Genomic DNA, 24,939 nt, shown 5'->3' with positions numbered 1-24,939 from the left:
CCCCTTTTCTCATTGCTTTGTGAACAACCTCCGCAATGTTTTCTTTATCTTATTTTGAAAACGCTTACAAATTCATTTGGAAAATTTCCTCTTCCTGCGGAAAAAATCTGCATTTTGCTAAACAACCCTGCCCATGAAAATTTTTTTCCTTCTTACTATCAATCTCTCTTTTTTTCTCCGATATATATATCAAACATCATAGAAAAAGGAGATGAATCATGAAAAACATGTCTTGCAAACTTGTTGTATCAGTCACCCTGTTTTTCAGTTTTCTCGCCATAGGCCCTCTCGCTCATGCGCAAAACAGCAGCGAGAAAGAGGTCATTGTGGTTTATAAAAACAAGGCCGGAAAGGAAACCATCCTGGACAGCGATGCTGATGTTGAAAAGCAGTATAAGCATCTTCCCGCAGTAGCAGTCACAGCAGATCAGGAGACAGTAAAAGAATTAAAGCAGGATCCTGATATTTTGTATGTAGAAAATAACGTATCCTTTACCGCAGCAGACAGCACGGATTTCAAAGTGCTGTCAGACGGCGCTGACACCTCTGACAACTTCGAGCAATGGAACCTTGAGCCCATTCAGGTAAAACAGGCCTGGAAGGCAGGACTGACAGGAAAAAGTGTCAAAATTGCCGTCATTGACAGCGGAATCTCCCCCCACGATGACCTGTCGATTGCCGGCGGGTATTCAGCTGTCAGTTATACCTCTTCTTACAAAGATGATAACGGCCACGGAACACATGTCGCAGGGATTATCGGAGCCAAGCACAATGGCTACGGAATTGACGGCATCGCACCGGAAGCACAAATATACGCGGTTAAAGCGCTTGATCAGAACGGCTCGGGGGATCTTCAAAGCCTTCTCCAAGGAATTGACTGGTCGATCGCAAACAGGATGGACATCGTCAATATGAGCCTTGGCACGACGTCAGACAGCAAAATCCTTCATGACGCCGTGGACAAAGCATATGAGCAAGGCGTTCTGCTTGTTGCAGCAAGCGGGAATGACGGAAACGGAAAGCCAGTGAATTATCCGGCGGCGTACAGCAGTGTCGTTGCAGTTTCGGCAACAAACGAAAAGAATCAGCTTGCCTCCTTCTCAACAACTGGAGATGAAGTTGAATTTTCAGCGCCGGGAACAAACATCACAAGCACTTACGTAAACCAGTATTATGCGACAGGAAGCGGAACATCCCAAGCGACACCGCACGCCGCTGCCATGTTTGCTTTGTTAAAACAGCGTGACCCTGACGAGACAAACGTCCAGCTTCGTGAGGAAATGCGGAAAAACATCGTTGATCTTGGTACCGCAGGCCGCGATCAGCAATTTGGCTACGGCTTAATCCAGTATAAAGCACAGGCAACAGATTCAGCGTACACGGCAGCAGAGCAAGCGGTGAAAAAAGCGGAACAATCAAAAGCACAAACCGATATCGACAAAGCGCGGGAACTCGTCAGCCAGCTGCCGGACTCCAACGCCAAAACTGCCCTGCAAAAAAGACTGGATAAAGTACAGTCATACAGAAATGTAAAAGATGCGAAAGACAAAGTCGCAAAGGCAGAAAAGTACAAAACACAGCAAACCGTTGATACAGCACAACCTGCCATTAACAAGCTGCCGAACGGAACAGACAAAAAGAACCTGCAAAAACGGTTAGACCAAGTTAAACGCTACATCGCATCAAAGCAGGCGAAAGACAAAGTTGCGAAAGCGGAGAAAAGCAAAAAGAAAACAGATGTGGATAGCGCACAATCAGCAGTTGGCAAGCTGCCCGCAGGTTCAGAAAAAACGTCCCTGCAGAAACGCCTTGCCAAAGTGAAAAGCACCAATTTGAAAACAGCGCAGCAATCCGTCTCCTTCGCTGAAAAGACATCAACTGATGCAAATGCGGCAAAAGCACAATCAGCTGTCAATCAGCTTCAATCAGGCAAGGACAAAACAGCATTGCAAAAACGGTTAGACAAAGTGAAGAAAAAAGTGGCGGCAGCTGAAGCAAAAAAAGTCGAAACGGCAAAAGCTAGGGTAAAGAAAGCGGAGAAAGACAAAACAAAGAAATCGAAGACATCCGCTCAGTCTGCAGTGAACCAATTAAAAGCATCCAATGAAAAAACAAAGCTGCAAAAACGGCTGAACGCCGTCAAAGCGAAAAAGTAACCAAAACCCTTTAAGACTTGCATACCAGGTCTTAAAGGGTTTTTATCTTCTTAGAACACCGCACACAACCTTTTTCCCATCCATCGCACAGGCTTTTCATACTATTGCTATACAGCCATGAACAGCATAAAATGAACGTTATTACAGTTATCACCACATATGGCGGGATTGTGACTGGGCAGGCAGGCAAGACCCAATGATGCAAAGGGAGTATTAGTGCCTAAAAAAGCAGGGCATTTTAACTCTTCTTTTCGTGTTGGTCTCATAACGGCGCCTTGGACAACAATTCCTATACTAATGCTCCGTCACCGACGCGGGCATTTTTGCCATTTTCAACCGGTATTTCTCACTTTTTTCATTTTGATTGTCAACTTTTCATTTGATACGATGAACAAGCCGACTTTTCTTCAGCAAAGGAGGTTTTGATTGCTTGCATAATGAGATTGCAAAAGACTTACTGCTGCTAGCAGGAGGAAAAAACAACATTATCAGCATCAGCCATTGTACGACCCGTCTTCGTTTTGATGTAAAGGACGAGACGAAAATTGATATACGTGCCATTGAGAACCTGCAAGGTGTGCAGGGCACCTTTTTCCGATACGGACTATTCCAGATTATTTTCGGAGCAGGCGTCGTCAACAAAATATATAAAGAAGTCGTTCAAGTGTGGGAGGCCGCGCCTTCTGAAGAGCCTGTTCACCAGAAAAAAGCCAGCCGGAAGCTGAACCCTGCCGCAGCTTTTGCGAAAACACTGTCTGATATTTTTGTGCCGATTATTCCGGCAATAACAGCAAGCGGCCTGCTCATGGGGCTGATTGGCATGATTAAGGTGTTTCACTGGTTCGCTGCCGGCAGCCCATGGATTAAAATGCTCGACCTCGTGTCCAGCACAGCCTTTATTTTGCTGCCGATTTTAGTCGGCTTCAGTGCCGCACGGCAATTTGGCAGCAACCCATATCTAGGGGCAGTGATCGCGGGGCTTTTGACGCACCCTGATCTGCTGGACCCGTCTATGCTCGGCAGCAAAACCCCGTCTTCTTTAGATATATGGGGGCTTCACATCCCGATGATGGGCTATCAGGGTTCCATCATACCGATTCTTCTCTCCGTTTTTGTCATGAGCAAAATTGAGAAGCTATTAAAATCGATTGTGCCGAAGTCACTTGATGTCGTGATCATTCCCTTTATTACGGTCATGGTGACAGGGTGCCTCGCGCTGATTGTGATGAATCCCGCCGCTTCTATCGTCGGCCAAATCATGACACAATCGATAGTCTATATTTATGATCACGCCGGCATTGCCGCCGGAGCCCTTTTCGGCGGCATCTACTCTACTATCGTCCTATCTGGCTTGCATCATAGCTTTTATGCGATTGAAGCAACGCTGCTTGCGAATCCGCATGTCGGTGTCAACTTTTTAGTGCCGATATGGTCGATGGCGAATGTGGCCCAGGGCGGAGCGGGGCTTGCGGTATTCCTCAAAACGAAACAATCAAGCCTGAAAAAAATTGCGCTCCCCGCTTCTCTGACCGCGTTTTTAGGCATTGTTGAACCGATTGTATTCGGGGTGAATCTCAAACTGATCCGTCCCTTTATCGGTGCAGCCATCGGCGGTGCTATTGGCGGAGCGTACGTAGTTGCGGTACAAGTTGTGGCAAATTCCTACGGGCTGACAGGCATTCCGATGATTTCAATTGTGCTGCCGTTTGGCGCCGCGAATTTTGTTCATTATATGATCGGTTTTTTGATCGCCGCCGTCTCTGCTTTTATAGCTACATTGTTTCTCGGGTTTAAAGAAGAGACAGAATAACTGGATTTATTCGTTTTCATTCATAAAACGGGGGATGAAAGGACAAAAAAGCTATGAAAATTAAAAGAATCTTAAATCATAATGCTATCGTCGTAAAGGATCAAAATGAAGAGAAGATTCTCTTGGGTGCAGGAATTGGGTTCGACAAAAAGAAAAATGATATTGTCGATCCGTCAAAAATAGAAAAAACCTTTATCAGAAAAGATACAGCTGACTATAAGCAGTTCGAAGAGATTTTAGAAACATTGCCTGAAGACCATATTCAGATTTCTGAGCAAATTATCTCTCATGCCGAAAAAGAGCTGAACATCAAAATCAATGAGCGCATTCATGTCGCTTTTTCAGACCATCTTTCCTTTGCGATTGAACGCCTGAGCAATGGGATGGTCATTAAAAATCCGCTGCTGAATGAAATCAAGGTCCTTTATCCGAAGGAGTTCCAGATCGGCTTATGGGCCAGAGCACTGATTAAAGATAAACTGGGGATTCACATTCCAGATGATGAAATCGGCAATATTGCCATGCATATCCACACAGCAAGAAACAATGCCGGCGATATGACCCAAACGCTAGATATTACAACAATGATCCGTGATATTATCGAGATTATCGAAATTCAGCTGTCTATCAATATCGTGGAAGATACCATCTCTTATGAACGGCTCGTGACCCATCTCCGCTTTGCCATTCAGCATATCAAAGCGGGCGAATCCATTTATGAGCTGGACGCAGAAATGATCGACATCATTAAAGAGAGGTTTAAGGATGCTTTCCTGTGCGCCCTTAGCATCGGCACCTTTGTGAAAAAGGAATACGGCTTTGAGTTTCCTGAAAAAGAATTGTGCTACATCGCCATGCATATTCAGCGGTTCTACCAACGGTCAGTCGCACGCTGAAGCAAACAAAAAAACGCTTTTGATCATCTCAAAAGCGTTTTTTATATCTATATTATTGGTTGATCGCCGGGTTCCCAATCGTATTCCACTTCGTATACGACATGTAATGGAAATACTCATCGCGATACGGATGTTTTGTATTGGAGTTCCAAGGCTTTTCTCCGCCGCAGAAGTGCACGATTGCCGGGTTTTCTCTCGTTTCATTATATTGCTTCCGCCCTAACAGAGTCGGTGGGGTTTTCAGCTTTAACATGATATAGGTTTGAGCGTTCCAGCGCGGATGAAGTTCATACCACTGATCATACAAGATCGCATTCAGTGCATCTTGGTCGTGCAGCACAAGAAAGTCTTCGTCTGGGTGTTCATTGATAAAGTTGATGACTTTTTCTGTGATGTTTTGCTTTCTCCAAGACTCACAATCAATAATCATGATACCTGAGTTAAAATACTTCCCTGTATCAGTGATGTCCATTTCCTTCAGGCGTTCATGCTGCCCCGCATCCTCAACAGCGGCAACGGTGTATGGCGCAATGTCCAAGTCCCATAACTTTGAAATATCCTCTAGGACAAGCGCATCGCAATCGATGTAAATCATTCGTTTGATGCTTTCATCCTTAATTAAGTCGGGAATCGAAATGCGGTAATACGCTGCTTTTGTAATATGGCTGCTCTCTACAGCATGTTCATACATGTTGGTATCCACTTCTAAAAACTCAATCGGCACGCCGAATTTCAAAGTAGTTTCTTCCAGTCTTTTTTTGTTATCAGGCTGAATTCCGCCATCAATGACGTATAATTTAACCTCTCTCTCCTGATCCATATTAGTCAATAAAGAAACGAACATCCCACCCAAATGACGAGCATAATTATCATCTGCGCATGATACGATATGCATGATTTCATCTTTCCTCAATGGTATTCATCTCCCTTTTTGTTGTACAAGTTACATACCCTTTTTCAAAAAAATAAACACGTTCTCCGACATTTTTTAAAACAGAATGTGTGATACAACAAAAAAGGTGTCATGTTTTGAAGATGCGATAAAGCCAATAAAGAATGAAAAAGCTGGCGATCGTGATAGCTTCAGCTGAGACGATATACCACGGCCATGGCCCGAGAACATCCAAGAGAGAGGACCCGCCCGGTTTTTTCGTCAAATACATATAATTCGCGCCAAGCCATCGATCAATCAGGTAAATGCAGACGCCGTACACATTAACAAGCAGGACAGTCACCCATAACGAGCGCTGGCCCATTCTGTATGTGCCAATCACCGCCATCAGCAGACAGGATAAAAACACGGACCCGTGCGAAATAAAAAAGAGGATATATCGGATATGCGGAAAAGAATACATGCCGAGGTCGGGAGTGGCAAGAGCCTGAATCGAACTGCCAATGCCGGCAAAAAACAAAAATACAAACAGCTTCCTGCTTTTTGTCACTAGCATAATGGCTGACAAATACACCGACAGGTCACTAAGCTGGAGAGGCAATGACGTACGCACTGACCACCTGCCTGTGGCGATCATCCATATTTGATAGCCGATTTGCGAACCCAGCAAAAGAAACACAAACAAAAAACGCAAAAACCGGCTGGCCTTAGACCGTTTAATCCCATCTTGAAACAGAAACAACAGAACGGCCAAAAGAGCGATAATCGCTAGCGTTACCACATGCTCTGCCGAAAACAGATGAAACGGATCATGCTTATAGACGGATTGAACATACTTTTGCAAAACTGCACCCCCGTTTGCGGGTTTTTGTTTATTTTGGCGTTGTTTGGGCTTTTTTTATTCAACCGATATATGGGCTTGAAGTTCACATCAGACTCTGTTACAATTCGTTTCATGATTCTGATAATTTAAGGCAGGCCTAAAAAATGGAACGTTCACATCAACATCAGCAGCTTCGGAAGGAAGAACACGATACACTTTCTAAGCTCAAACAAATGCCCGTCGAGTCACTCAACCTGGAAGCCATTTCGATCGCTACGAATCTGTATCGGTCTGCACAAAGGCTCCGTGTCAAAATGGAGACTGAGGTTCTTTCTTCCTATAACCTTTCTTGGACCGCTTTCTCCATTCTTTATGATCTATGGGTATGGGGAGCGCTCGAGACAAGAAAAATCGCTGAGCTGTCAGGGATATCTACAGCTACAGCAAGCAACGTGATCAAAACGCTCGAAAAAAAGAGTTTTTGCCGTAAAAGCATCGACACAAGAGATCGGCGACTCGTGTTTGTCTCCATCACCGATTCCGGCAAACAAGCGATCGAAGAACTCTACCCTGAGTTTCACAAAGGGGAAACAGAGCTCATAGCGGGAATGACAAAGGACGAACAGAAAACATTGACAGGGCTGCTTAGAAAGGTAGCTGACAATCTTCATACAACATAAGCTTTGACGGGAATCCAGTAGGGTTTGTCTCCCTGTTCCAGAGAGCCGGCGGAAGGTGCGAGCCGGCGCACAGGCAAACGTGAATTACCTCCCCGAGCTTTCTTTGTGAACCTTAAAAGTAGCAAAGAACGGGAAACCGTTATTCGAATGAGCGGAAGACGATGTCTTCAACCAGGGTGGTATCGCGTGCATTGAGCCACGTCCCTTATCGGGATGGGCTCTTTTTTGTGTTTAAAAAAAGGAGGAAAAGTGATGAAAACATTTGAACAGCTCACAGCAGCACAGCAAAAAGAAGTCGAAAGACAGCTTCAGCTATACATGACAGGCGCCCACGAAGTCATACCGCCGGAGGAATTAAAGGCAAAGCTCGTGAAATCGATTTCGACAGGCACACCCCTCAAAATTAAACTTGGATTAGATCCGTCTGCACCAGATGTACATTTGGGCCATACGGTTGTGTTAAATAAGCTTCGCCAATTTCAAGAAAACGGCCACATTGTCCAGCTGTTAATTGGGGATTTCACAGGAAAAATTGGTGATCCGACCGGAAAATCGACAGCCAGAAAGCAACTGACTGATGAAGAAGTTCAGCACAATGCCAAAACATATTTTCAGCAATTCGGAAAAGTGCTTGATCCAGAAAAAGTCGAGCTTCACTATAACTCAAAATGGCTGAAAACATTGAATCTGGAAGATGTCATTGAATTAGCAGGGAAAATAACGGTAGCCCGCCTGATGGAGCGCGACGACTTTGAAGAACGCATCGCCATGCAAAAACCGATCTCGCTTCATGAATTCTTTTACCCATTGATGCAGGGATACGATTCCGTCGTTCTCGAAAGCGATATTGAACTTGGCGGAACAGACCAGCATTTCAATGTCCTCATGGGACGGCATTTCCAAGAACGATACAACAAAGAAAAACAAGTTGTCATCCTGATGCCGCTCTTGGAAGGCTTGGATGGCGTGGAGAAAATGTCGAAGTCGAAACACAACTACATCGGCATTGACGAACATCCAAACGACATGTACGGGAAAACGATGTCACTGCCCGACAGCCTGATGAAAAAATACATCCACTTGGCGACAGACTTAGAGCTTGAAGAGAAAAAACAGCTGGTAAAAGACTTAGAAACCGGCGCCGTTCATCCGCGTGATGCTAAAATGCTTTTAGCTAAAACAATCGTCCGAATGTATCACGGAGAGAAAGCCGCAGAAGCTGCCGAACACTCGTTTAAAACAGTCTTTCAGGAAAACAGCCTGCCAGAGGATATACCGGCCGTAAACTGGAAAGGCGAGAAAACGATAGCGATGATTGATCTGCTCGTCAAGCTGGAACTCCTCTCTTCGAAGAGCGAGGCGCGCCGCATGATTCAAAACGGCGGTGTCCGCATCGACGGAGAGAAAATAACAGATGTTCACGCCAAAGCAGAGATAAGAGAGAATATGATCATCCAAGTCGGCAAACGCAAGTTTTTAAAGCTCCAATAGTTTGATATTCCGAAACGCTTATGATCCTTCATTCATAAGCGTTTTTTTGCAGGTATAAAGCACTGTCTTTTCAAAAACGCTCTTCATCTTGCAGGAAACTCCTTTAGCATCCCGAAATATTCCCCAACCATATATTTAGGGGAGGTTTATTTTTGATGAAAAAGCTTTTGACTGTCATGACGATGGCTGTTTTAACTGCCGGCACACTGCTCTTGCCGGCACAGAGTGTTACCCCTGCGGCGCACGCTGTACAACTATCAGATAGCGAGCGCGAGCTTCCATTCAAAGCAAAGCATGCGTACTCTACCATTTCTCAGCTAAGTGAAGCAATCGGACCCAGAATAGCCGGAACTGCAGCTGAAAAAAAGAGTGCCCTATTGATCGCCTCATCAATGAGAAAATTAAAGCTTGATGTAAAGGTTCAACGATTCGACATTCCTGACCGCCTTGAGGGAACGCTGTCTTCAGAAGGACGCGATATTCTTCTCCAAGCGGCGTCCGGCTCGGCTCCGACTGAGGAACAAGGACTAACGGCTCCGCTTTACAATGCAGGCTTGGGCTATCAAAAGGACTTTACCGCTGACGCCAAGGGCAAAATCGCCTTAATTTCCAGAGGAGACCTGACTTATTACGAGAAAGCCAAAAATGCCGAAGCCGCTGGAGCGAAAGCTGTCATCATTTATAACAACAAAGAAAGCCTCGTGCCTATGACGCCAAACCTATCGGGAAATAAATCCGGCATTCCGGTCGTCGGCATTAAGAAAGAAGACGGCGAAGCACTTACCCAGCAAAAAGAAGCCACTTTAAAACTAAAAGCATTCACAAACCAAACCTCCCAGAACATCATCGGAATCAAAAAACCAAAGAATATCAAACATCCAGACATTGTATACGTGACGGCCCATTACGACAGTATTCCTTTTTCGCCCGGAGCAAATGACAACGGCTCAGGAACCTCTGTTATGCTGGAGATGGCGCGTGTCTTAAAAAGCGTTCCATCTGATAAAGAAATCCGCTTCATCGCTTGCGGCGCTGAAGAGCTCGGTTTGCTCGGATCCTCTCACTATGTAGATCATCTATCCGAAAAAGAGCTAAAACGAAGCGAAGTGAACTTCAACTTAGATATGGTAGGCACAAGCTGGGAAAAAGCGTCTGAGCTGTATGTCAACACATTGGACGGCCAATCAAACGCTGTTTGGGAATCCAGCCATACGGCCGCTGAAAAAATAGGGTTTGACAGCCTGTCTCTGACACAGGGAGGATCATCTGATCACGTGCCATTCCACGAAGCCGGCATTGATTCCGCCAACTTTATTTGGGGAGACCCGGAAACAGAAGAAGTTGAGCCATGGTATCATACCCCCGAAGACTCGATCGAACATATCAGCAAGGACCGCCTCCAGCAAGCAGGCGATCTTGTGACAGCCGCTGTCTATGAGGCTGTGAAAAAAGAGAAGAAACCGAAAACCATTAAGAAACAAATGAAGGCCAAAGCATCTGACATTTATGAAGATATCAAATAAAAAAAGACGGCACTTGGGTGCTGTCTTTTTTATAATGATCAGCTGTTTAGCCGTCTATAAGTAAAGCTTTCAGTTTATCAACTGTATTTTCTTTTTCTAACGGCCGATAAATGGTCAGTTTCAAATCAGGAGAGTCATATATTTGTAATGTCATATGCTCCATCACCATTGTTCCGGCTGCCGGGTGATGAAGTACTTTTTCTCCTGCGTGTGTGCCTAATACTTCATGGTGGTTCCACCATTCTTTAAATTCCGGGCTTCTTTCAGTTAACTCATCGATCAGCTCTTTTATCCATGCTTCCCCAAGAAACCGGCTGGCTGTCGATCGAAACTGTGCGATCAGTTTTTTGGCGTGGCTTTCCCAGTCGTCAAGCAGATTCCGATACTCCTTCGAGGTGAAACATCGCCATATGGCATTTCTTTCCTTTCTGCTCATTTGGCCAAAATTGCCGAACACAGCACAAGCTGCTGTGTTCCAAGCAATAACGTCCCACTTTTCGTCAGTCACATAAACAGGGCAATTGGTTAAATGATCAATAAAGTGCCGTACAGCCAGAGGAAGGCTTTTATTTTCTTCATCCTGATCATCTAAAGGAACATGATGGCCCGCCAACAGAAAGACATGGCGTTTTTCCTCGTAATTCAATTTGAGCACTCTCGATATGCTTTCCAGTACCTGTGTAGATACCCGAATATCCCTTCCCTGCTCAAGCCATGTGTACCATGTGACACCTATACCGGACAGCTGGGCTAATTCCTCTCTCCTCAAGCCTGTCGTTTTCCTTCTGGTGCCCATAGGCAATCCAAACTCTTGCGGAGAAATCTGTGCCCTTTTAAGTTTTAAAAACTCCCCTAGCTCTTTCCGTTTTTCTGCCATACTGTCCACATACACACTCTCCTTCTGCATAGAATTTCCTATTAGTATTCTACATAAAAAGGAGAAGGTTTTTATATTATTTGTTTCGTTCTGCAAATACTTCCGCGGCCACAGGAAGAATGGTATTCAGTGCATTCGGGAAACCTGAGTAAATAATCATCTGCATCATCACTTCTATGAGTTCTTCTTGTGTCCATCCGACATTCAGGGCTCCGTTAATATAGAATTTTAGCTGCTGGGTATTGCCCAATGCAGTCAATCCAGCAACGGTTGCTAATAATCTGGATTTCAGATCAAGACCTGGTCTTGAAAAAATCTGACCGTAGTTAAACTCCACAGCAAGCACACCAAGGTCCGGAGCGATGGAATGTTTAAAATTGTCCACGATCGCTTCATAGTTCTCCTCATCAATTTGTTTCAGAATATCTAACCCTTTTTTATAACGTTCACTTGTTTGCACCAGCTTCTATCTCCCTTCCAATATCGCTTTTTTAGTAGTACGATTTATGGTAATCCTTGAACTGAAGGCAATACCGACCATGATCATCCCCATAATACAAACGCCGTTCCAATGAAACAGCATCCAGACTGCACCCCCTGCATACGATCCCAAGGCGCCGCCTAAAAACGTGCTGACCATAAAGATGCCATTCAATCTGCTTCTCATTTCAGCCGACAATTGGAAAATCTCCGCCTGACACGCCACCTGATTCGCCTGAATGCCCATGGTGATGAATAAAGCGCCCAATACAATCACAATCAATGAAGTCTGGCCTGCCATTAATAAAACAAATGACAATAAGGTAAACGACATACAAAGCTTGTTGGAAAAAGCAGCTCCTTTTTGATCAATAATCCGGCCGATCAGCGGCGTTGCAAAAGCTCCGCCAATTCCCACCAAACCGATTGTTCCGGCAGTCTGGCTGCCAAACGAAAATGGAGGTTCACTCACCATAAACACTAACGCCGTCCAAAATAAACTGAAGGCGCCGAACATGAAGCCTTGGTTTACACATGCTTTTCTTAACACTTTCTCCTTAATCAAAAGGGGAAATAATGAAGAAATAAGCTTTCCGTAATGAAATGCATGTGTCCCTTTGCTTTTCGGAAAGCAGAAGTAAATGATCAACATAATGATGACGGCTGCCGCACAGGCAATCCAATACATCACGCGCCAGCCATAATGGGCATCTATCGCCCCGCTGACTACTCTCGCCCCTAAAATTCCGCAAACCAAGCCGATGGCTACGTTTCCGAGCACTTTTCCTCTGTTCCTGTCGTTTGCTAAACCTGCCGCAAACGGCACAAGGATTTGAGGAATAATCGTGAAGAATCCCAATAATAAATTTGTGATGACTAGCCATGGAAAGCTTACAGCTAACGCTGAAGCGGCCGAACAAACCCCCACTAAAAATAGCAGGCTCACAATGAAGCGGCGGCGTTCAAAAAGATCTCCCAATGGAACAAGCAGCAGGTTCCCAGCCGCATAGCCAATCTGCGCCAATGTAGCAATCATCCCCGCTTGTGCCGGCGTCACATGAAACGTGCCTGCCATGCTGACAAGCAATGTTTGATTGATATAGACATTAGCTACAGTAAACCCGCAAGTCACCGCTATAAGAAAAATCAAACCTCTCGATAATGAAATGGAATGGCTCATGTTTACCTCCTTTCTTCATGCATGATAAAGCAGGTTCAATCATGGAAACAGAAGTGAGTTTATACTGGTATAAAAAGTACTAGCAAAGCAAAAAAGCGAAACCCTGTCAGGCTTCGCTTTTGTAAAACATTTTGTTTATCAATCCACTTCTTTCTTAATCCCCAGCATTTTCTCATCTAGGTAATGGGCGATTTCCGCGGCTTCCTTCAGCTCATCTGTTAATTGCTTAGGAACATCATTGTTCAATTTATAGTAAATTTTATGTTCAAGGCTCGCCCAGAAATCCATCGCGATCGTCCGGATTTGAATTTCTGCTTTGACGTATTCCACACGATTCGTTAAATTCACAGGCATCTCAATGATTAAATGCAGGCTTCGGTAGCCATTCGGTTTGGGTGTCTGGATATAATCCTTTACCTTTACGATTCTCAAATCTTCATGCTGCTTCAACACATTTACGACATTATAAATGTCAGAAATAAAGGAACAGATGATGCGCACGCCGGCAATGTCGTGAATATGCTCCTTCATTTCCCTCGTCGTAATTTCGCAGCCCTTTCTCATCAACTTATTTACGATGCTTTCAAAGCTTTTGACACGGGATTTTGTATGTTCAATCGGGTTGTGTCCGTGAATGAGGTTATATTCCTGGCTGATAATTGAGAACTTTGTATCGAGTGCATCTAGCGCAAATTTATAAACTAATAATTCATTTTTCCAATCTTCCATTACTGTTTTTAAATCGTCCATATGTGTTACAGATAAATCCATTTTCGTCATCTCCTTTAACGGAACTTTATCCGCTGTCCATGTACTAGACGTCCCTGTCAGCTGTAAGGTTCTATGAATTTTTTTACAAAATGCGGTCGATTGTAACAAAAAAAGACCGCACGAAACGAGCGGTCTTTTTTATTATCGGAAATAGCTGATCAATAATCCGATTGAGAGCAGGAATCCGAAAAATGTATTTGTTTGGGCTGTTGATTTCATTGCGACAATCATATTCATCGGCATTTCTTTCTGGACGAAGCCCTTCACAGCCTGAACCGGCTTAGGCACGCTCAAAAAGACGACAAAGAGCCACGGGCTTGCGGCACCGGTAATAACCAAGCCGACAACCCAAATATAAGCGACGGCAAACGACGCAGCTAACAGAGTAACAGCTCCCTTATGCCCCATCAAAATCGCCAATGTTTTGCGGCCGCCTTTTTTGTCCTCTTCAATATCGCGAATGTTGTTTGACAAATTAATCGCGCCGACAAGAATCGCAATCGGGATCGAAATCAAAATGCTTTGCATATTGATTTTATCTGTCTGAATAAAAAACGAAATCAGCACAAACACCGAACCCATGCAAATGCCTGAGAATAATTCACCGAACGGCGTGTACGCGATCGGCAGCGGCCCGCCTGTATACAGGTAGCCGATCGCCATGCCGACGAGGCCGATCACAGCGAGCCACCAGCTGCTGCTCGCGCAAATATAGACACCGAGCAAAATGGCAATCCCGTATGATGCGAGGGCTAATTGCAAAATCGTTTTAGGCTTCATTCCGTGGCGTACAATTGCCCCTCCGATTCCGACTGATTCTGCTGTATCTAACCCGCGTTTAAAATCATAGTATTCATTAAATAAGTTCGTCGCGATCTGGATCCATAGGCAAGAAAACAGCATAGCCAAAAACAGCAGCAGATCAACCTTCACATAAAACATCGCCAAAACGGTTCCGAGCAGCACAGGCACAAACGATGCGGTTAACGTATGAGGACGGGTTAACTGCCAAAGGATCTGCCCCATGCTTTCTTTTTGCGGCGCTGTCTGACCCTCACCCTTATTTGTTTGGTTCATCTTCCTCTTCCTTTCTATTAAAAGGCTTACTTTTTTTCAGCCGGCAGCTTAATAAAAAACTCCTTTTGCTTCCTTATCTATCATAATGACTTCTCCCTTATTTCACAAGATACCGCAAGAAGGCGTTTTCTTTCTTATTATACGCTTCCGCCCCGATTTCATTAGGTTTCTGCTTCCACTTGATCGAACAGGTACAGAAAAATTTTTTTAAGTACATTACGCTTTTTAAAAGTTAAAAAGATCTTTTGACTCCATGTATCTTTTCCTTTATTATGAATCAGCTCGAAACATTCCATTCTTGCCCCTGCAGGTATAAAGATTCATTTTTAAAAACAGACGCCGATATATTAATTTGAGGGAGTTTAGGGAAAAAATGAAACTTTTTGAGCATCTGATCGTCAAATAATCATGTGATTGTCGAAAAAACGGGAAGGGAATTTTTGATATGCTGCAATTAATGAAACAGCTGTATGAAAAACCCGCTGTCAAGTGGACATGTCATACAGGCTTTTATTTGATGATACTGCTTGTTTTGTTTTTTATGTATGGTTTTCACACCGCGAATACCGGTTCATATATTTATAACGATTTCTAATTGGAGAGAGAATAACTATGAAACTTTTACATGCTATTCAAACACATGCGGAAACTTATCCGCAAACCGATGCCTTCCGCTCTCAAGGCCAGTCGCTCACGTATCAGGAGTTATGGGAGCAGTCTGACCGCGCGGCTGCCGCAATCCAAAAACGCATTTCTGGGGAAAAGAAATCTCCTATCCTTGTGTACGGCCATATGGAGCCGCACATGATCGTTTCCTTCTTGGGAAGCGTCAAAGCGGGACATCCTTATATTCCGGTTGATCTGTCCATTCCGGCTGAACGGATTGCGAAAATTATCGAAAGCTCTGGAGCAGAGTTGCTGATCCATGCAACCGGACTTCCAATTGATGCAGTCAGCCAGCAGATTCAAGCCGTTTCAGCGGAAGAACTGCTGGAAAACGAAGGCGGCTCTGTCACCGAAGATCAATGGGTCAAAGAACACGAAACGTTTTATATCATTTACACTTCTGGAAGCACAGGAAATCCGAAAGGCGTGCAGATTTCCGCTTCTAACCTTCAAAGCTTCACAGACTGGATTTGTGCAGACTTCCCAGTCAACGGCGGAAAAACATTTTTAAACCAAGCGCCATTCTCATTTGATTTATCTGTCATGGACCTATATCCGTGCCTGCAATCAGGCGGGACTTTACATTGCGTGACAAAGGATGCTGTGAATAAGCCGAAAATCTTATTTGAAGAGCTGAAGAAGTCCGGGCTGAATGTGTGGACATCAACACCTTCCTTTGTGCAAATGTGCTTGATGGACCCGGGTTTTTCACAGGACCTGCTGCCTGGTGCGGACACATTTATGTTTTGCGGAGAGGTTCTTCCGGTTTCTGTGGCAAAAGCGCTGCTTGAGCGTTTTCCGAAAGCAAAGGTTTTTAATACGTACGGCCCGACTGAAGCGACAGTGGCTGTCACATCGGTTGAAATTACGGATGACGTGATCAGCCGCAGCGAATCGCTTCCAGTGGGCTTCGCCAAACCAGATATGAACATTTTCATTATGGATGAACAGGGACAGCCGCTTCCTGATGGAGAAAAAGGGGAAATCGTCATTGCAGGGCCGAGCGTAAGCCGAGGCTACCTTGGTGAGCCGGAACTGACGGAAAAAGCGTTTTTCTCTCATGAAGGCCAGTGGGCATACCGGACTGGCGATGCCGGCTTTATTCAAGACGGTCAGATTTTCTGCCAAGGGCGTTTGGATTTTCAGATTAAACTTCACGGTTACCGAATGGAACTGGAGGAAATCGAGTTTCATGTCAGACAGTCACAGTACGTTCGCTCTGCTGTCGTGATTCCTTATCAGCCAAACGGAACAGTTGAGTACCTGATCGCTGCTATTGTGCCTGAGGAGCATGATTTCCAGAAGGAATTCCAGCTGACAAGCGCTATTAAAAAAGAGCTTGCCGCTTCTCTTCCGGCATATATGATCCCGAGAAAATTTATCTATCAGGATCACATTCAAATGACGGCTAACGGCAAAATTGACCGAAAACGCATTGGCGAAGAGGTTCTTGTATGACGCCTTACAGCTCGTTTTTATTCTTTATACTGCTTGGCATTCTTCTCCTGCCGACGATCATCCTCGGCTTAAACGGAAAAAGATTTCAAGCATACAACATGTTCATATCTATCATTATATTGGCTTTAATTTTTTCGCACGACTTACATGGGGTCATTGCACTGTGCCTGTTTACAATATGGCAGGTGCTCCTGGTCAGCGGCTATCTGGCATACCGGCAGAAAGCGAACAGCGGCTTTGTGTTTTGCGGAGCTGTTATCGCGTCGATTCTGCCTTTATTTCTGTCAAAAATATGGCCGTTTCTTTCACACCCGCAGCCGCATCATCCGCCGCATAACCTGATCAGCTTTTTAGGGATCTCTTATTTAACCTTTAAAGGCGTTCAGCTGATTATGGAAGCAAGAGACGGACTGCTGAAAGAACAGCTGCCATTGCACCGCCTGCTGTATTTCATCCTGTTTTTCCCGACGATCTCCTCCGGTCCGATCGACAGATACCGCCGGTTCGTCAAGGATGAACAAAAGGCTTGGACGAAAGAAGAATACGCCGACCTGCTGTATACGGGGATCCATAAAATCTTCATCGGTTTCCTGTATAAATTTATTATCGGCTACGCGATCAATACGTACTTCATCATGAATCTTCACGCAATCACGCACAATAAGATTCTTGGGAACCTGCTGTACATGTACGGCTACAGCATGTATTTATTCTTTGATTTCGCCGGCTACACGATGTTTGCCGTCGGGGTCAGCTACATTATGGGCATTAAATCTCCGGAAAACTTTAATAAACCGTTTATCAGTAAAAATATTAAAGATTTCTGGAATCGCTGGCATATGTCTCTGTCATTTTGGTTCAGAGATTATGTGTTTATGAGATTCGTATTTTGGATGACAAAGAAAAAGTGGATCAAAAACCGCATGGCTGTCTCAAACATCGGGTATTTCCTGCTGTTTATGCTGATGGGGGTTTGGCACGGGCTTGCGCCGCAATATATCATCTACGGCCTTTATCACGCCGTGCTGATGACGTGTTACAACTTTTTCGAGAAGTGGAATAAGAAATATAAATGGCTGCCGTCCAACCGCTGGACAACCATTCTTGCTATTGTGATCACGTTCCATTTCGTTTGCTTCGGATTTTATATTTTCTCAGGAAAACCATTTCATCACCACCATTAAAGGAGATTAGAAAGCTATGGATTTTAAACAAGAGGTATTAGACGTTTTAGCAGAGGTTTGCCAGGATGACATCGTAAAGGAAAATCCTGATATTGAAATTTTTGAAGAAGGTTTGCTTGATTCTTTTGGAACAGTAGAATTGCTGCTTGCGATTGAAAACCGTTTTGATATTTTAGTGCCGATCACTGAATTTGACCGGGACGTTTGGAATACCCCTAACAACATTGTAAATCAGCTGTCTGAGTTGAAATAATGAAAAAGCGTTTTTTCGGTCCAATTATTTTGGCGTTTATTCTATTCGCAGGCGCCATCGCAATTCCATCTTCATGGCTGACAGGCTTCATCACCGATAAGCGTGTGAAAGAGTCAGCAACAGCCTTGAATCCGAGCATGTTTCAAGGGCTATATTTACAAGATCAGATGCTCAAAGATCCGACATATCTTCCGATTTACGGGTCTTCTGAGCTTTCCCGGCTGGACGAGTTCCACCCATCTAATTATTTTCAGGTAAACAATGAGGGATTCACGCCATACCTTGTCGGCAAAGGCGGGTCTCAATCATTGATTCACTCTTTAAACTTCGCTGCCCATATGGATCAGCTGAAGGGCAAAAAAATCGTATTCATCGTGTCTCCGCAATGGTTTATTAAACGCGGGTCTGATGAACAGCATTTCGCGCCGAACTATTCTGCGCTGCAAGGGCTTGATTTGGCGTTTAATGATCAGATCAATCCTGAAATAAAAAAGAAAATGATGAAACGCATGCTGCGCTTTAAGGCTGTGCAAAACGACGCGATTCTTTCCGAGCTGTGCAAAGCAATCGTAAACGGCCAGAGGTGGAAAGTGAACGCGCTAAAGCCGGCGGCGAAAGTGTATTACAGCATGCTGGAAAAGAAAGATCTGTATTATTCAACGACAGAAACACCCGGACCAAAGCGTTATATCTCGCAGTCAGTAAAGGATAAATCATGGTCTGAACTGAATAAACTGGCGGATCAATCGGGCAAACGCCACTCCGGGTCTAACGATTTTCGTATCGACAACCCTGTCTATAAAAAGCTGAAGCCAAAAGTGCAAAAGCTGAAAGGGAAAAACAAAGGAAGATCGTATGCTGTATCACCGGAATACGGCGACTTTGAAATAATGCTGGATATCCTGAAGGATGCGGGCGCAGAACCTATGTTTGTCACTATTCCGGTTAACGGAAAATGGTACGATTACACAGGCTTCCCGAAAAAAGGACGCACTGACTATTACAAAAAGGTAAATAAACAAATCAGAGCCAAGGGCTTCCAGGTTGCTGATTTCTCAGGGCATGAATATGACCCGTATTTCATGAAAGACACCATCCACATTGGCTGGAAAGGCTGGGTGTATGTCGATAAAGCAATTGACGAATTTTATAAAACCGGTAAAGTCACTTCATCCTGAGCATCTCATAGGACGCGGCTGTATATTTCCTGCTAAGATTTGAAATAGTAAAGGAAATCAGCCAACTGAATAAGAGGTGTTACATCCATGAAGATGACAGGCAATACGGTTTTAATCACAGGGGGTTCTGCTGGCATCGGGCTTGAACTGGCCAAACGGCTGCTGGAGCTCGGCAATGAAGTCATCATTTGCGGACGCAGCGAGGCACGTCTTGCAGAAGCGAAGCAGCAGCTCCCAAACATCCATACAAAGCAATGTGATGTGGCAGACCGGTCGCAGCGGGAAGCATTGTTTGAATGGGCGCTAAAGGAATTTCCGGCCCTGAATGTTCTCGTCAACAACGCCGGCATTCAAAAGGAAATTGACTTTAAAAAAGGGACAGAGGAGCTTTTTGTGGACGGAGACGAAATTGAACTTAATTTCCAAGCGCCTGTCCATTTATCCGCCCTTTTTACGCCTCATTTGATGAAGCAGCCCGAGGCGGCAATCGTGCAGGTTACATCCGGGCTTGCTTTTAACCCGTTAGCTGTTTATCCGGTGTACTGTGCAACAAAAGCGGCACTTCACTCGTTCTCGCTTACGCTCAGACACCAGCTTCGCGATACAAGCGTGGAAGTGATTGAAATGGCGCCTCCTATGGTGGACACGGGCTTAAACCAAAAATCGCGCGATAAACAAGGCCTGACGTACCGGGGCATTTCATCTGAAGAATATGTTCAATATTTCTGGGACCGCTTGAAGGAAGGCAAACAGGAGATTACAAATGAACGTGTTGAGGGTCTTCGGGATGCCACTCGCGCCGATTATGACAGGGTATTCGAGCAAATGAACTCGCAGGAGAATTAATTTCTCCTGCTTTTTTCATATGAATTTCTTACAAATTTGAGCAAACCTATTGCGATTATTTGTTGAAGGTATACAATAGAATATAATTATTTTCAAATAAGTTTGATAATATAAACAATTTAACAGCAGGGAGATTGACCATGACTAAACAAACGATTCGCGTTGAATTGACATCAACAAAAAAACCGAAACCAGACCCAAATCAGCTTTCGTTCGGAAGAGTGTTTACAGACCACATGTTTGTAATGGACTATGCGGCAGATAAAGGTTGGTATGATCCAAGAATCATTCCTTATCAGCCCTTATCAATGGATCCGGCCGCGATGGTCTATCACTACGGCCAAACCGTGTTTGAAGGGTTAAAGGCTTACGTGTCAGAGGATGACCATGTCCTGCTTTTCAGACCGGAAAAAAATATGGAACGCCTGAATCAATCAAACGACCGCCTCTGCATCCCGCAAATTGATGAAGAACAGGTTCTTGAAGGCTTAAAGCAGCTTGTCGCAATTGATAAAGACTGGATTCCAAATGCGGAGGGCACATCCCTTTATATCCGTCCGTTCATCATCGCAACCGAGCCTTTTCTTGGTGTTGCGGCATCTCACACGTATAAGCTCTTGATCATTCTTTCTCCGGTCGGCTCTTATTACAAAGAAGGCATTAAGCCTGTCAAAATCGCTGTTGAAAGTGAATTTGTCCGTGCGGTAAAAGGCGGAACAGGAAATGCCAAAACCGCAGGGAACTACGCTTCAAGCTTAAAAGCGCAGCAGGTAGCCGAAGAGAAAGGATTTTCACAAGTGCTTTGGCTGGACGGAATCGAAAAGAAATACATCGAAGAAGTCGGAAGCATGAACATTTTCTTCAAAATCAATGGTGAAATCGTAACACCGATGCTGAACGGCAGCATCCTGGAAGGCATTACGCGCAATTCTGTCATTACCTTGCTTAAGCACTGGGGCTTTCCTGTTTCAGAACGAAAAATTGCGATCGATGAGGTCATCCAAGCCCATAAAGACGGCATCCTTGAAGAAGCCTTCGGAACAGGTACAGCAGCCGTTATTTCGCCAGTCGGCGAGCTGATTTGGCAGGGTGAAACACTGTCAATTAACAATGGTGAAACAGGGGAAATCGCAAAAAAACTATATGACACGATTACAGGCATTCAAAAAGGCGCTGTCACAGACGAATTCGGATGGACGACCGAAGTTGCAGCACTGACTGAAAGCAAGTAAGAAAAAAGCCGGACCATTACAGGCCGGCTTTTTTTACGCTTCAATTTTGTTGAAGAACTGCGGCAGATACGCTTTGTGCGCCTCCAGCATGTCGTCTAAAATCTGTTTGGCCACAGTATCGGATGGGACAAGCGGGTTAATCGTCATGGCAAGGAGGGCGGTTTGATAGTCACCTGTAACTGCCGCTTCTGCCGCGACACGCTCAAAGGATTTGATTTGCTGGACGAGGCCGCGGACAGACACCGGCAAGTCGCCGACAGCAATTGGCTTAGGGCCTGTTTTCGTCATCACACAGTTCACTTCAACTGCGGAATCGTCTGGAATGCTCGCTATTGCACCATTATTGATCGTGTTCACCGGCTGAATGTCATGTTTATCATTGTAAATGGAGCTGATTAGGTTACATGCTGCATCACTGTAGTAAGCTCCGCCCCGTTTTTCCAGCTGCGGCGGTTTGATCGCAAGGTTCGGATCTTTATAGAGCTCAAACAGCTCTTTTTCGACCTTCTGCACGACTTCAGCGCGGGTGCCCTCCGTTTGTGATGCTTCCAGTTCGTGCTCCAGCATTTCTTTTGTTTTGAAATAGTAACGGTGATAGCCGCAAGGGATCACATTGAGCGCTTTTAAGAAATCCGGTTCCCATTCGGCGCCTGAGATATTTTTCATCGTCATCGCGTTTTTCGGGTCACCCATCGCCTCGATGACTTGCTCTTTCACACTTACGCCGTCCAAGAAAACATCCAGCCCGAACACCATATGATTCAGTCCGGCGAATTGGACTTCTACGCGGTCCACATCTACATCAAGCGCTTTGGCTACGCCCATTTTGATGCCGATTGGAACATTACAAAGACCGACGACTTTCTTCAGGTTGGAGTAGCGAAGCAAGGCTTCTGTTACCATGCCGGCAGGGTTTGTGAAGTTAACAAGCCAAGCGTTCGGGCAGAGCTCTTCTATGTCCTTTGCGATCTCAAGGATGACCGGAATCGTGCGTAATCCTTTAAACAGGCCTCCCGGACCGTTTGTTTCCTGGCCAATTACTCCGTATTTTAGTGGAATGCGCTCATCCTTTGCTCTTGCCTGCAAAAGTCCGACACGGAATTGAGTCGTGACAAAGTCTGCGTCTTTCAGCGCTTTTCTCCGGTCGAGCGTAAGATGAATGTCAATCGGGACGCCTGCTTTTTCAACCATCCGTTTGGCGAGTGTGCCGACAATATTCAGCTTTTCTTCGCCCTCAGGGATATCGACGAGCCATAATTCACGCACAGGCAGCTCATCATACCGTTTAATGAACCCTTCCACTAGCTCGGGCGTATAGCTTGAACCTCCGCCAATCGTTACAATCTTCAATCCTTTTGTCATATGCTTGCTCCCCTTTGCTCGGTGATTTTTTCATATAACTCAATGATCTCTGCAGCCATATCCTTCACTGTCATTGCATTCATTAAATGATCCTGTGCATGAACCATCAGAAGCGTCATTTCCGTTTTATCTCCGCCCGCTTCATTTTGGATCAGCTCTGTCTGATAGTGATGGGCTTTTGACAATTCTTCAGCAGCGTCTTGAAGCTTTTTCCGCGCTTCTTCTGCGTCGCCGCTTTTCGCTACGGCAATGGCCTCCATTGCGGAGCTCCTTCCGTTTCCTCCGTGAAGGATAATTTGAAAAATGATTTGTTCCATTTTCTCATTCACGCGATTCACTTCCTTTCTCTACAGAGCCGCTTCCTTGTCATCTGATGCAGCAGGTGTTTGGACCAGCTCCAGATCGTTTTCTTCTTTCAGCTTCTGCTTATCCCACATTCTGAAGAATGGATAGTAGACAACAAAGGATACGGCAATATTAATGGCTTGCATGACCGCGCCTGAGACTTTTCCTCCTGTCGCCAAGTAGCCTGAAAAGATCGGCGGCATGGTCCACGGCACTGCGATACCCGCCGGTTTGGCGACAAGGCCGGTGCTCATTCCGATGTACGTGAGTGTCACTGTGACAAGCGGCGTGATGATAAACGGAAGTAAGAGCATTGGGTTCATGACGATCGGCATCCCGAATATAATCGGTTCGTTAATATTGAAGATGGCCGGGCCGATCGCAAGTTTTCCGAGCTGTTTCATTTGTTTGCTTCGGGCACGCAGGAACATCGTGACAACCAGTGCCAATGTCGCGCCGCTTCCGCCGATATTGACCCAGATATCGAAAAATTGCTGGGTGAAAATCTTAGGAAGCTCCTCTCCTGCTTGGAACGCAATTCGGTTGGCATCCATTGCACCGTACCAAATCGGTGCCATGACGCCGCCGACAATATTGGCGCCGTGAAGTCCGCAGGCCCATAAAAGCATTTTGACGGCTTCGGCGACAAGGCTTCCTCCAAGACTTCCTCCAAGAATGGAAAGCGGAGTCCCCAGTAAAACGCTTACAATATTATGAAGACTTTCAAACGGTGTCGCTTCAACTGCCAGCCGGGCTGCCCAAATCAGAAAGATGACGGCAAAGCCGGGAATTAAAGCGACAAATGACTTGCTTACCGCCGGCGGAACGCCGTCCGGCATTTTGAAGACTAAATTGCGCTGGATAATGAGACGGTAAATCTCTGTGGACACCATCGCGATAATCATGGCGACAAACAGGCCTTTGCTTCCCATGAGCGAAAGCGGAATCCCGCCGCCGACCATGATTTCTTTCGTCGCTCCATCCGGTGTAAACGGCACTTGATAAGGTGTTGCTAATAAAAATGCCGCAAGGGAAATGGCTCCGGCCGACAAAGCATCGACGCCGTATTTCTCGGCGAGCCGGTAGGCGATGCCGAACGCGGCGACTAGCCCCATAATTTCAAAGGTGGCGTCAACTGGGTAGGCCAGTTTTTCAGACCAGGAGCTGCCAAACGTTTTTGCCATAAACTCAGCGTATCCCGGGATTGGGAGATTGCCGATGATAAGGAAAAAGGAGCCGATGATAATCAGTGGCATCGTGAGGATGATACCATCACGCAGCGCCTGCAAATGACGCTGTCCTGCAATTCTTCCTGCTATAGGCATGACCTTTTCTTCTAAGATCTGATTGACTTTATTCACATAGCCCGCCCCTTTCTATGACACATTTCCAAGCTGTTCAGCCGATTTCAGCACTTCCGCCCCGTTGCAAGTGCCATAATGGACGGTATTAATGACGTCTACCGGAACCCCCTTTGACTCTCCTAATTTTTTGAGCTGCGGAAGCATATAACGGACTTGCGGCCCGAGAAGCAGTACATCCGCTTTATCGATATGATTTTGTACAGAATCGCCTGAAACTGCCCAAATGGTATAGTTTTTTCCTTGTTCCTGCGCACTTTTTTCCATCTTGCTCACCAGTAAGCTAGTAGACATGCCTGCTGCACAAACGAGTAATATATTCATGTAAAAGACCCCCTAGAGTTTGATCAATCTTGTTATATCCTGCTGTTGCTATCATCATATTATGAAATCGCTTT

25 protein-coding genes and 1 other annotated feature are annotated in these 24,939 nt (G+C 45.2%); of the genes, 13 read left to right on the top strand and 12 right to left on the bottom strand.

Annotation, left to right across the window (positions count from 1 at the left end; translation table 11 throughout):
• Positions 1–218 precede the first annotated feature (218 nt).
• The 3 genes from epr (at position 219) to sacY (ending at position 4,862) form a co-directional block, all read left to right on the top strand.
• Positions 219–2,156 (top strand): minor protease Epr, encoded by a 1,938-nt coding sequence (epr, locus tag NZD81_RS12815; protein ID WP_172641025.1) that lies wholly within the window; start codon positions 219–221, stop codon positions 2,154–2,156.
• A 430-nt stretch (positions 2,157–2,586) separates the two neighbouring features.
• A complete protein-coding gene (gene sacX, locus NZD81_RS12810) occupies positions 2,587–3,966 on the top strand; it encodes a SacY negative regulator SacX (RefSeq protein WP_134974934.1) in 1,380 nt (459 codons plus the stop codon).
• 53 nt (positions 3,967–4,019) lie between these two features.
• Positions 4,020–4,862: a transcription antiterminator SacY gene (gene sacY, locus NZD81_RS12805; RefSeq protein WP_040081426.1), complete on the top strand. Its 843-nt coding sequence runs from the start codon at positions 4,020–4,022 to the stop codon at positions 4,860–4,862.
• A gap of 52 nt (positions 4,863–4,914) precedes the next feature.
• On the opposite strand, the gene NZD81_RS12800 is transcribed toward sacY, so the two are convergent.
• Together NZD81_RS12800 and NZD81_RS12795 are read right to left on the bottom strand one after the other, a co-directional pair.
• A complete protein-coding gene (locus NZD81_RS12800; RefSeq protein ID WP_040081424.1) occupies positions 4,915–5,775 on the bottom strand; it encodes a glycosyltransferase family 8 protein in 861 nt (286 codons plus the stop codon).
• A 109-nt stretch (positions 5,776–5,884) separates the two neighbouring features.
• On the bottom strand, positions 5,885–6,598 hold the full coding sequence (locus NZD81_RS12795; protein ID WP_134974933.1) for a YwaF family protein: 714 nt from the start codon (positions 6,596–6,598) through the stop codon (positions 5,885–5,887).
• A 143-nt stretch (positions 6,599–6,741) separates the two neighbouring features.
• Here NZD81_RS12795 and ywaE point away from each other — a divergent pair, with 143 nt between their 5' ends.
• From ywaE to ywaD, 3 genes are all read left to right on the top strand, one after another.
• Complete coding sequence (gene ywaE / locus NZD81_RS12790) at positions 6,742–7,257, top strand: tyrZ transcriptional regulator YwaE (protein ID WP_014665879.1); 516 nt, start codon at positions 6,742–6,744, stop codon at positions 7,255–7,257.
• Positions 7,252–7,466 (top strand) — a binding site (T-box leader). (Overlaps the previous gene by 6 nt.)
• A 40-nt stretch (positions 7,467–7,506) precedes the next feature.
• Entirely contained in the window at positions 7,507–8,748 is a 1,242-nt protein-coding gene (tyrS, locus tag NZD81_RS12785; RefSeq protein WP_289860671.1) for a tyrosine--tRNA ligase, read from the top strand.
• 155 nt (positions 8,749–8,903) lie between these two features.
• The gene (gene ywaD, locus NZD81_RS12780) at positions 8,904–10,271 is read left to right on the top strand and encodes an aminopeptidase YwaD (RefSeq protein ID WP_289860669.1); all 1,368 of its coding nucleotides are present in this window, start codon (positions 8,904–8,906) and stop codon (positions 10,269–10,271) included.
• Between the two features lie 46 nt (positions 10,272–10,317).
• Here ywaD and NZD81_RS12775 read toward each other — a convergent pair whose 3' ends face one another.
• The 6 genes from NZD81_RS12775 to NZD81_RS12750 form a co-directional block, all read right to left on the bottom strand.
• The gene (locus tag NZD81_RS12775; RefSeq protein ID WP_069150567.1) at positions 10,318–11,157 is read right to left on the bottom strand and encodes a helix-turn-helix transcriptional regulator; all 840 of its coding nucleotides are present in this window, start codon (positions 11,155–11,157) and stop codon (positions 10,318–10,320) included.
• Positions 11,158–11,224: 67 nt separating this feature from the next.
• Complete coding sequence (locus NZD81_RS12770; RefSeq protein ID WP_069150568.1) at positions 11,225–11,608, bottom strand: carboxymuconolactone decarboxylase family protein; 384 nt, start codon at positions 11,606–11,608, stop codon at positions 11,225–11,227.
• A 6-nt stretch (positions 11,609–11,614) separates the two neighbouring features.
• A complete protein-coding gene (locus NZD81_RS12765; protein WP_069150569.1) occupies positions 11,615–12,808 on the bottom strand; it encodes an MFS transporter in 1,194 nt (397 codons plus the stop codon).
• 138 nt (positions 12,809–12,946) lie between these two features.
• Positions 12,947–13,579: a GTP pyrophosphokinase YwaC gene (gene ywaC / locus NZD81_RS12760; RefSeq protein WP_014665885.1), complete on the bottom strand. Its 633-nt coding sequence runs from the start codon at positions 13,577–13,579 to the stop codon at positions 12,947–12,949.
• Between the two features lie 141 nt (positions 13,580–13,720).
• Entirely contained in the window at positions 13,721–14,656 is a 936-nt protein-coding gene (locus NZD81_RS12755; RefSeq protein WP_136653929.1) for a 1,4-dihydroxy-2-naphthoate polyprenyltransferase, read from the bottom strand.
• Positions 14,657–14,817: 161 nt separating this feature from the next.
• A complete protein-coding gene (locus NZD81_RS12750; RefSeq protein WP_052438131.1) occupies positions 14,818–14,952 on the bottom strand; it encodes a hypothetical protein in 135 nt (44 codons plus the stop codon).
• Positions 14,953–15,101: 149 nt separating this feature from the next.
• On the opposite strand from NZD81_RS12750, the gene NZD81_RS12745 reads away from it, so the two are divergent.
• The 7 genes from NZD81_RS12745 to NZD81_RS12715 all read left to right on the top strand — a co-directional run bounded on the left by NZD81_RS12745 (position 15,102) and on the right by NZD81_RS12715 (position 21,473).
• Positions 15,102–15,251 carry a teichoic acid D-Ala incorporation-associated protein DltX gene (locus tag NZD81_RS12745; protein ID WP_003227330.1) on the top strand — a complete coding sequence of 50 codons (150 nt, stop codon included), beginning with the start codon at positions 15,102–15,104 and terminating at the stop codon, positions 15,249–15,251.
• A 17-nt stretch (positions 15,252–15,268) separates the two neighbouring features.
• Entirely contained in the window at positions 15,269–16,780 is a 1,512-nt protein-coding gene (gene dltA / locus NZD81_RS12740; RefSeq protein WP_147772699.1) for a D-alanine--poly(phosphoribitol) ligase subunit DltA, read from the top strand.
• Entirely contained in the window at positions 16,777–17,964 is a 1,188-nt protein-coding gene (gene dltB / locus NZD81_RS12735; protein ID WP_014665890.1) for a D-alanyl-lipoteichoic acid biosynthesis protein DltB, read from the top strand. Before dltA ends, dltB begins: the two co-directional genes overlap by 4 nt.
• 16 nt (positions 17,965–17,980) lie before the next feature.
• Positions 17,981–18,217: a D-alanine--poly(phosphoribitol) ligase subunit DltC gene (dltC, locus tag NZD81_RS12730; protein ID WP_003227325.1), complete on the top strand. Its 237-nt coding sequence runs from the start codon at positions 17,981–17,983 to the stop codon at positions 18,215–18,217.
• Positions 18,217–19,395 carry a D-alanyl-lipoteichoic acid biosynthesis protein DltD gene (gene dltD / locus NZD81_RS12725; RefSeq protein WP_282373797.1) on the top strand — a complete coding sequence of 393 codons (1,179 nt, stop codon included), beginning with the start codon at positions 18,217–18,219 and terminating at the stop codon, positions 19,393–19,395. The genes dltC and dltD overlap by 1 nt, the downstream gene beginning before the upstream one ends.
• An 87-nt stretch (positions 19,396–19,482) precedes the next feature.
• Positions 19,483–20,241 (top strand): SDR family oxidoreductase, encoded by a 759-nt coding sequence (locus tag NZD81_RS12720; protein WP_289860654.1) that lies wholly within the window; start codon positions 19,483–19,485, stop codon positions 20,239–20,241.
• Positions 20,242–20,381: 140 nt separating this feature from the next.
• Positions 20,382–21,473, top strand: a complete 1,092-nt coding sequence (locus NZD81_RS12715; RefSeq protein ID WP_040081401.1) for a branched-chain amino acid aminotransferase — start codon at positions 20,382–20,384, stop codon at positions 21,471–21,473.
• Between the two features lie 33 nt (positions 21,474–21,506).
• Here NZD81_RS12715 and licH read toward each other — a convergent pair whose 3' ends face one another.
• The 4 genes from licH to licB are packed head-to-tail and all read right to left on the bottom strand — an operon-like array spanning position 21,507 to position 24,865.
• On the bottom strand, positions 21,507–22,835 hold the full coding sequence (licH, locus tag NZD81_RS12710; RefSeq protein ID WP_040081400.1) for a 6-phospho-beta-glucosidase LicH: 1,329 nt from the start codon (positions 22,833–22,835) through the stop codon (positions 21,507–21,509).
• Entirely contained in the window at positions 22,832–23,164 is a 333-nt protein-coding gene (gene licA, locus NZD81_RS12705; protein ID WP_134974924.1) for a PTS lichenan transporter subunit IIA, read from the bottom strand. The genes licH and licA overlap by 4 nt, the downstream gene beginning before the upstream one ends.
• An 18-nt stretch (positions 23,165–23,182) precedes the next feature.
• Positions 23,183–24,541 (bottom strand): PTS lichenan transporter subunit IIC, encoded by a 1,359-nt coding sequence (gene licC, locus NZD81_RS12700; protein WP_014665896.1) that lies wholly within the window; start codon positions 24,539–24,541, stop codon positions 23,183–23,185.
• Positions 24,542–24,556: 15 nt separating this feature from the next.
• Positions 24,557–24,865: a PTS lichenan transporter subunit IIB gene (gene licB, locus NZD81_RS12695; protein ID WP_041521453.1), complete on the bottom strand. Its 309-nt coding sequence runs from the start codon at positions 24,863–24,865 to the stop codon at positions 24,557–24,559.
• Between the last annotated feature and the right edge of the window lie 74 nt (positions 24,866–24,939).

The sequence above is a fragment of the Bacillus sp. B.PNR1 genome, assembly GCF_030386235.1.
In the GTDB taxonomy this organism is placed as follows: domain Bacteria; phylum Bacillota; class Bacilli; order Bacillales; family Bacillaceae; genus Bacillus; species Bacillus stercoris.
The sequence above is the reverse complement of the archived record's forward strand: the minus strand, read 5'-3'. Positions and strand labels throughout refer to the sequence as shown.

Coding starts and splice junctions, on each gene's coding strand:
- epr (WP_172641025.1), top strand. CDS start 219: ATGAAAAACATGTCTTGCAAACTTGTTGTATCAGTCACCCTGTTTTTC.
- sacY (WP_040081426.1), top strand. CDS start 4,020: ATGAAAATTAAAAGAATCTTAAATCATAATGCTATCGTCGTAAAGGAT.
- ywaE (WP_014665879.1), top strand. CDS start 6,742: ATGGAACGTTCACATCAACATCAGCAGCTTCGGAAGGAAGAACACGAT.
- ywaD (WP_289860669.1), top strand. CDS start 8,904: ATGAAAAAGCTTTTGACTGTCATGACGATGGCTGTTTTAACTGCCGGC.
- NZD81_RS12765 (WP_069150569.1), bottom strand. CDS start 12,808: ATGAGCCATTCCATTTCATTATCGAGAGGTTTGATTTTTCTTATAGCG.
- ywaC (WP_014665885.1), bottom strand. CDS start 13,579: ATGGATTTATCTGTAACACATATGGACGATTTAAAAACAGTAATGGAA.
- NZD81_RS12755 (WP_136653929.1), bottom strand. CDS start 14,656: ATGAACCAAACAAATAAGGGTGAGGGTCAGACAGCGCCGCAAAAAGAA.
- NZD81_RS12750 (WP_052438131.1), bottom strand. CDS start 14,952: ATGGAATGTTTCGAGCTGATTCATAATAAAGGAAAAGATACATGGAGT.
- NZD81_RS12745 (WP_003227330.1), top strand. CDS start 15,102: ATGCTGCAATTAATGAAACAGCTGTATGAAAAACCCGCTGTCAAGTGG.
- dltA (WP_147772699.1), top strand. CDS start 15,269: ATGAAACTTTTACATGCTATTCAAACACATGCGGAAACTTATCCGCAA.
- dltB (WP_014665890.1), top strand. CDS start 16,777: ATGACGCCTTACAGCTCGTTTTTATTCTTTATACTGCTTGGCATTCTT.
- dltC (WP_003227325.1), top strand. CDS start 17,981: ATGGATTTTAAACAAGAGGTATTAGACGTTTTAGCAGAGGTTTGCCAG.
- dltD (WP_282373797.1), top strand. CDS start 18,217: ATGAAAAAGCGTTTTTTCGGTCCAATTATTTTGGCGTTTATTCTATTC.
- NZD81_RS12720 (WP_289860654.1), top strand. CDS start 19,483: ATGAAGATGACAGGCAATACGGTTTTAATCACAGGGGGTTCTGCTGGC.
- NZD81_RS12715 (WP_040081401.1), top strand. CDS start 20,382: ATGACTAAACAAACGATTCGCGTTGAATTGACATCAACAAAAAAACCG.
- licH (WP_040081400.1), bottom strand. CDS start 22,835: ATGACAAAAGGATTGAAGATTGTAACGATTGGCGGAGGTTCAAGCTAT.
- licB (WP_041521453.1), bottom strand. CDS start 24,865: ATGAATATATTACTCGTTTGTGCAGCAGGCATGTCTACTAGCTTACTG.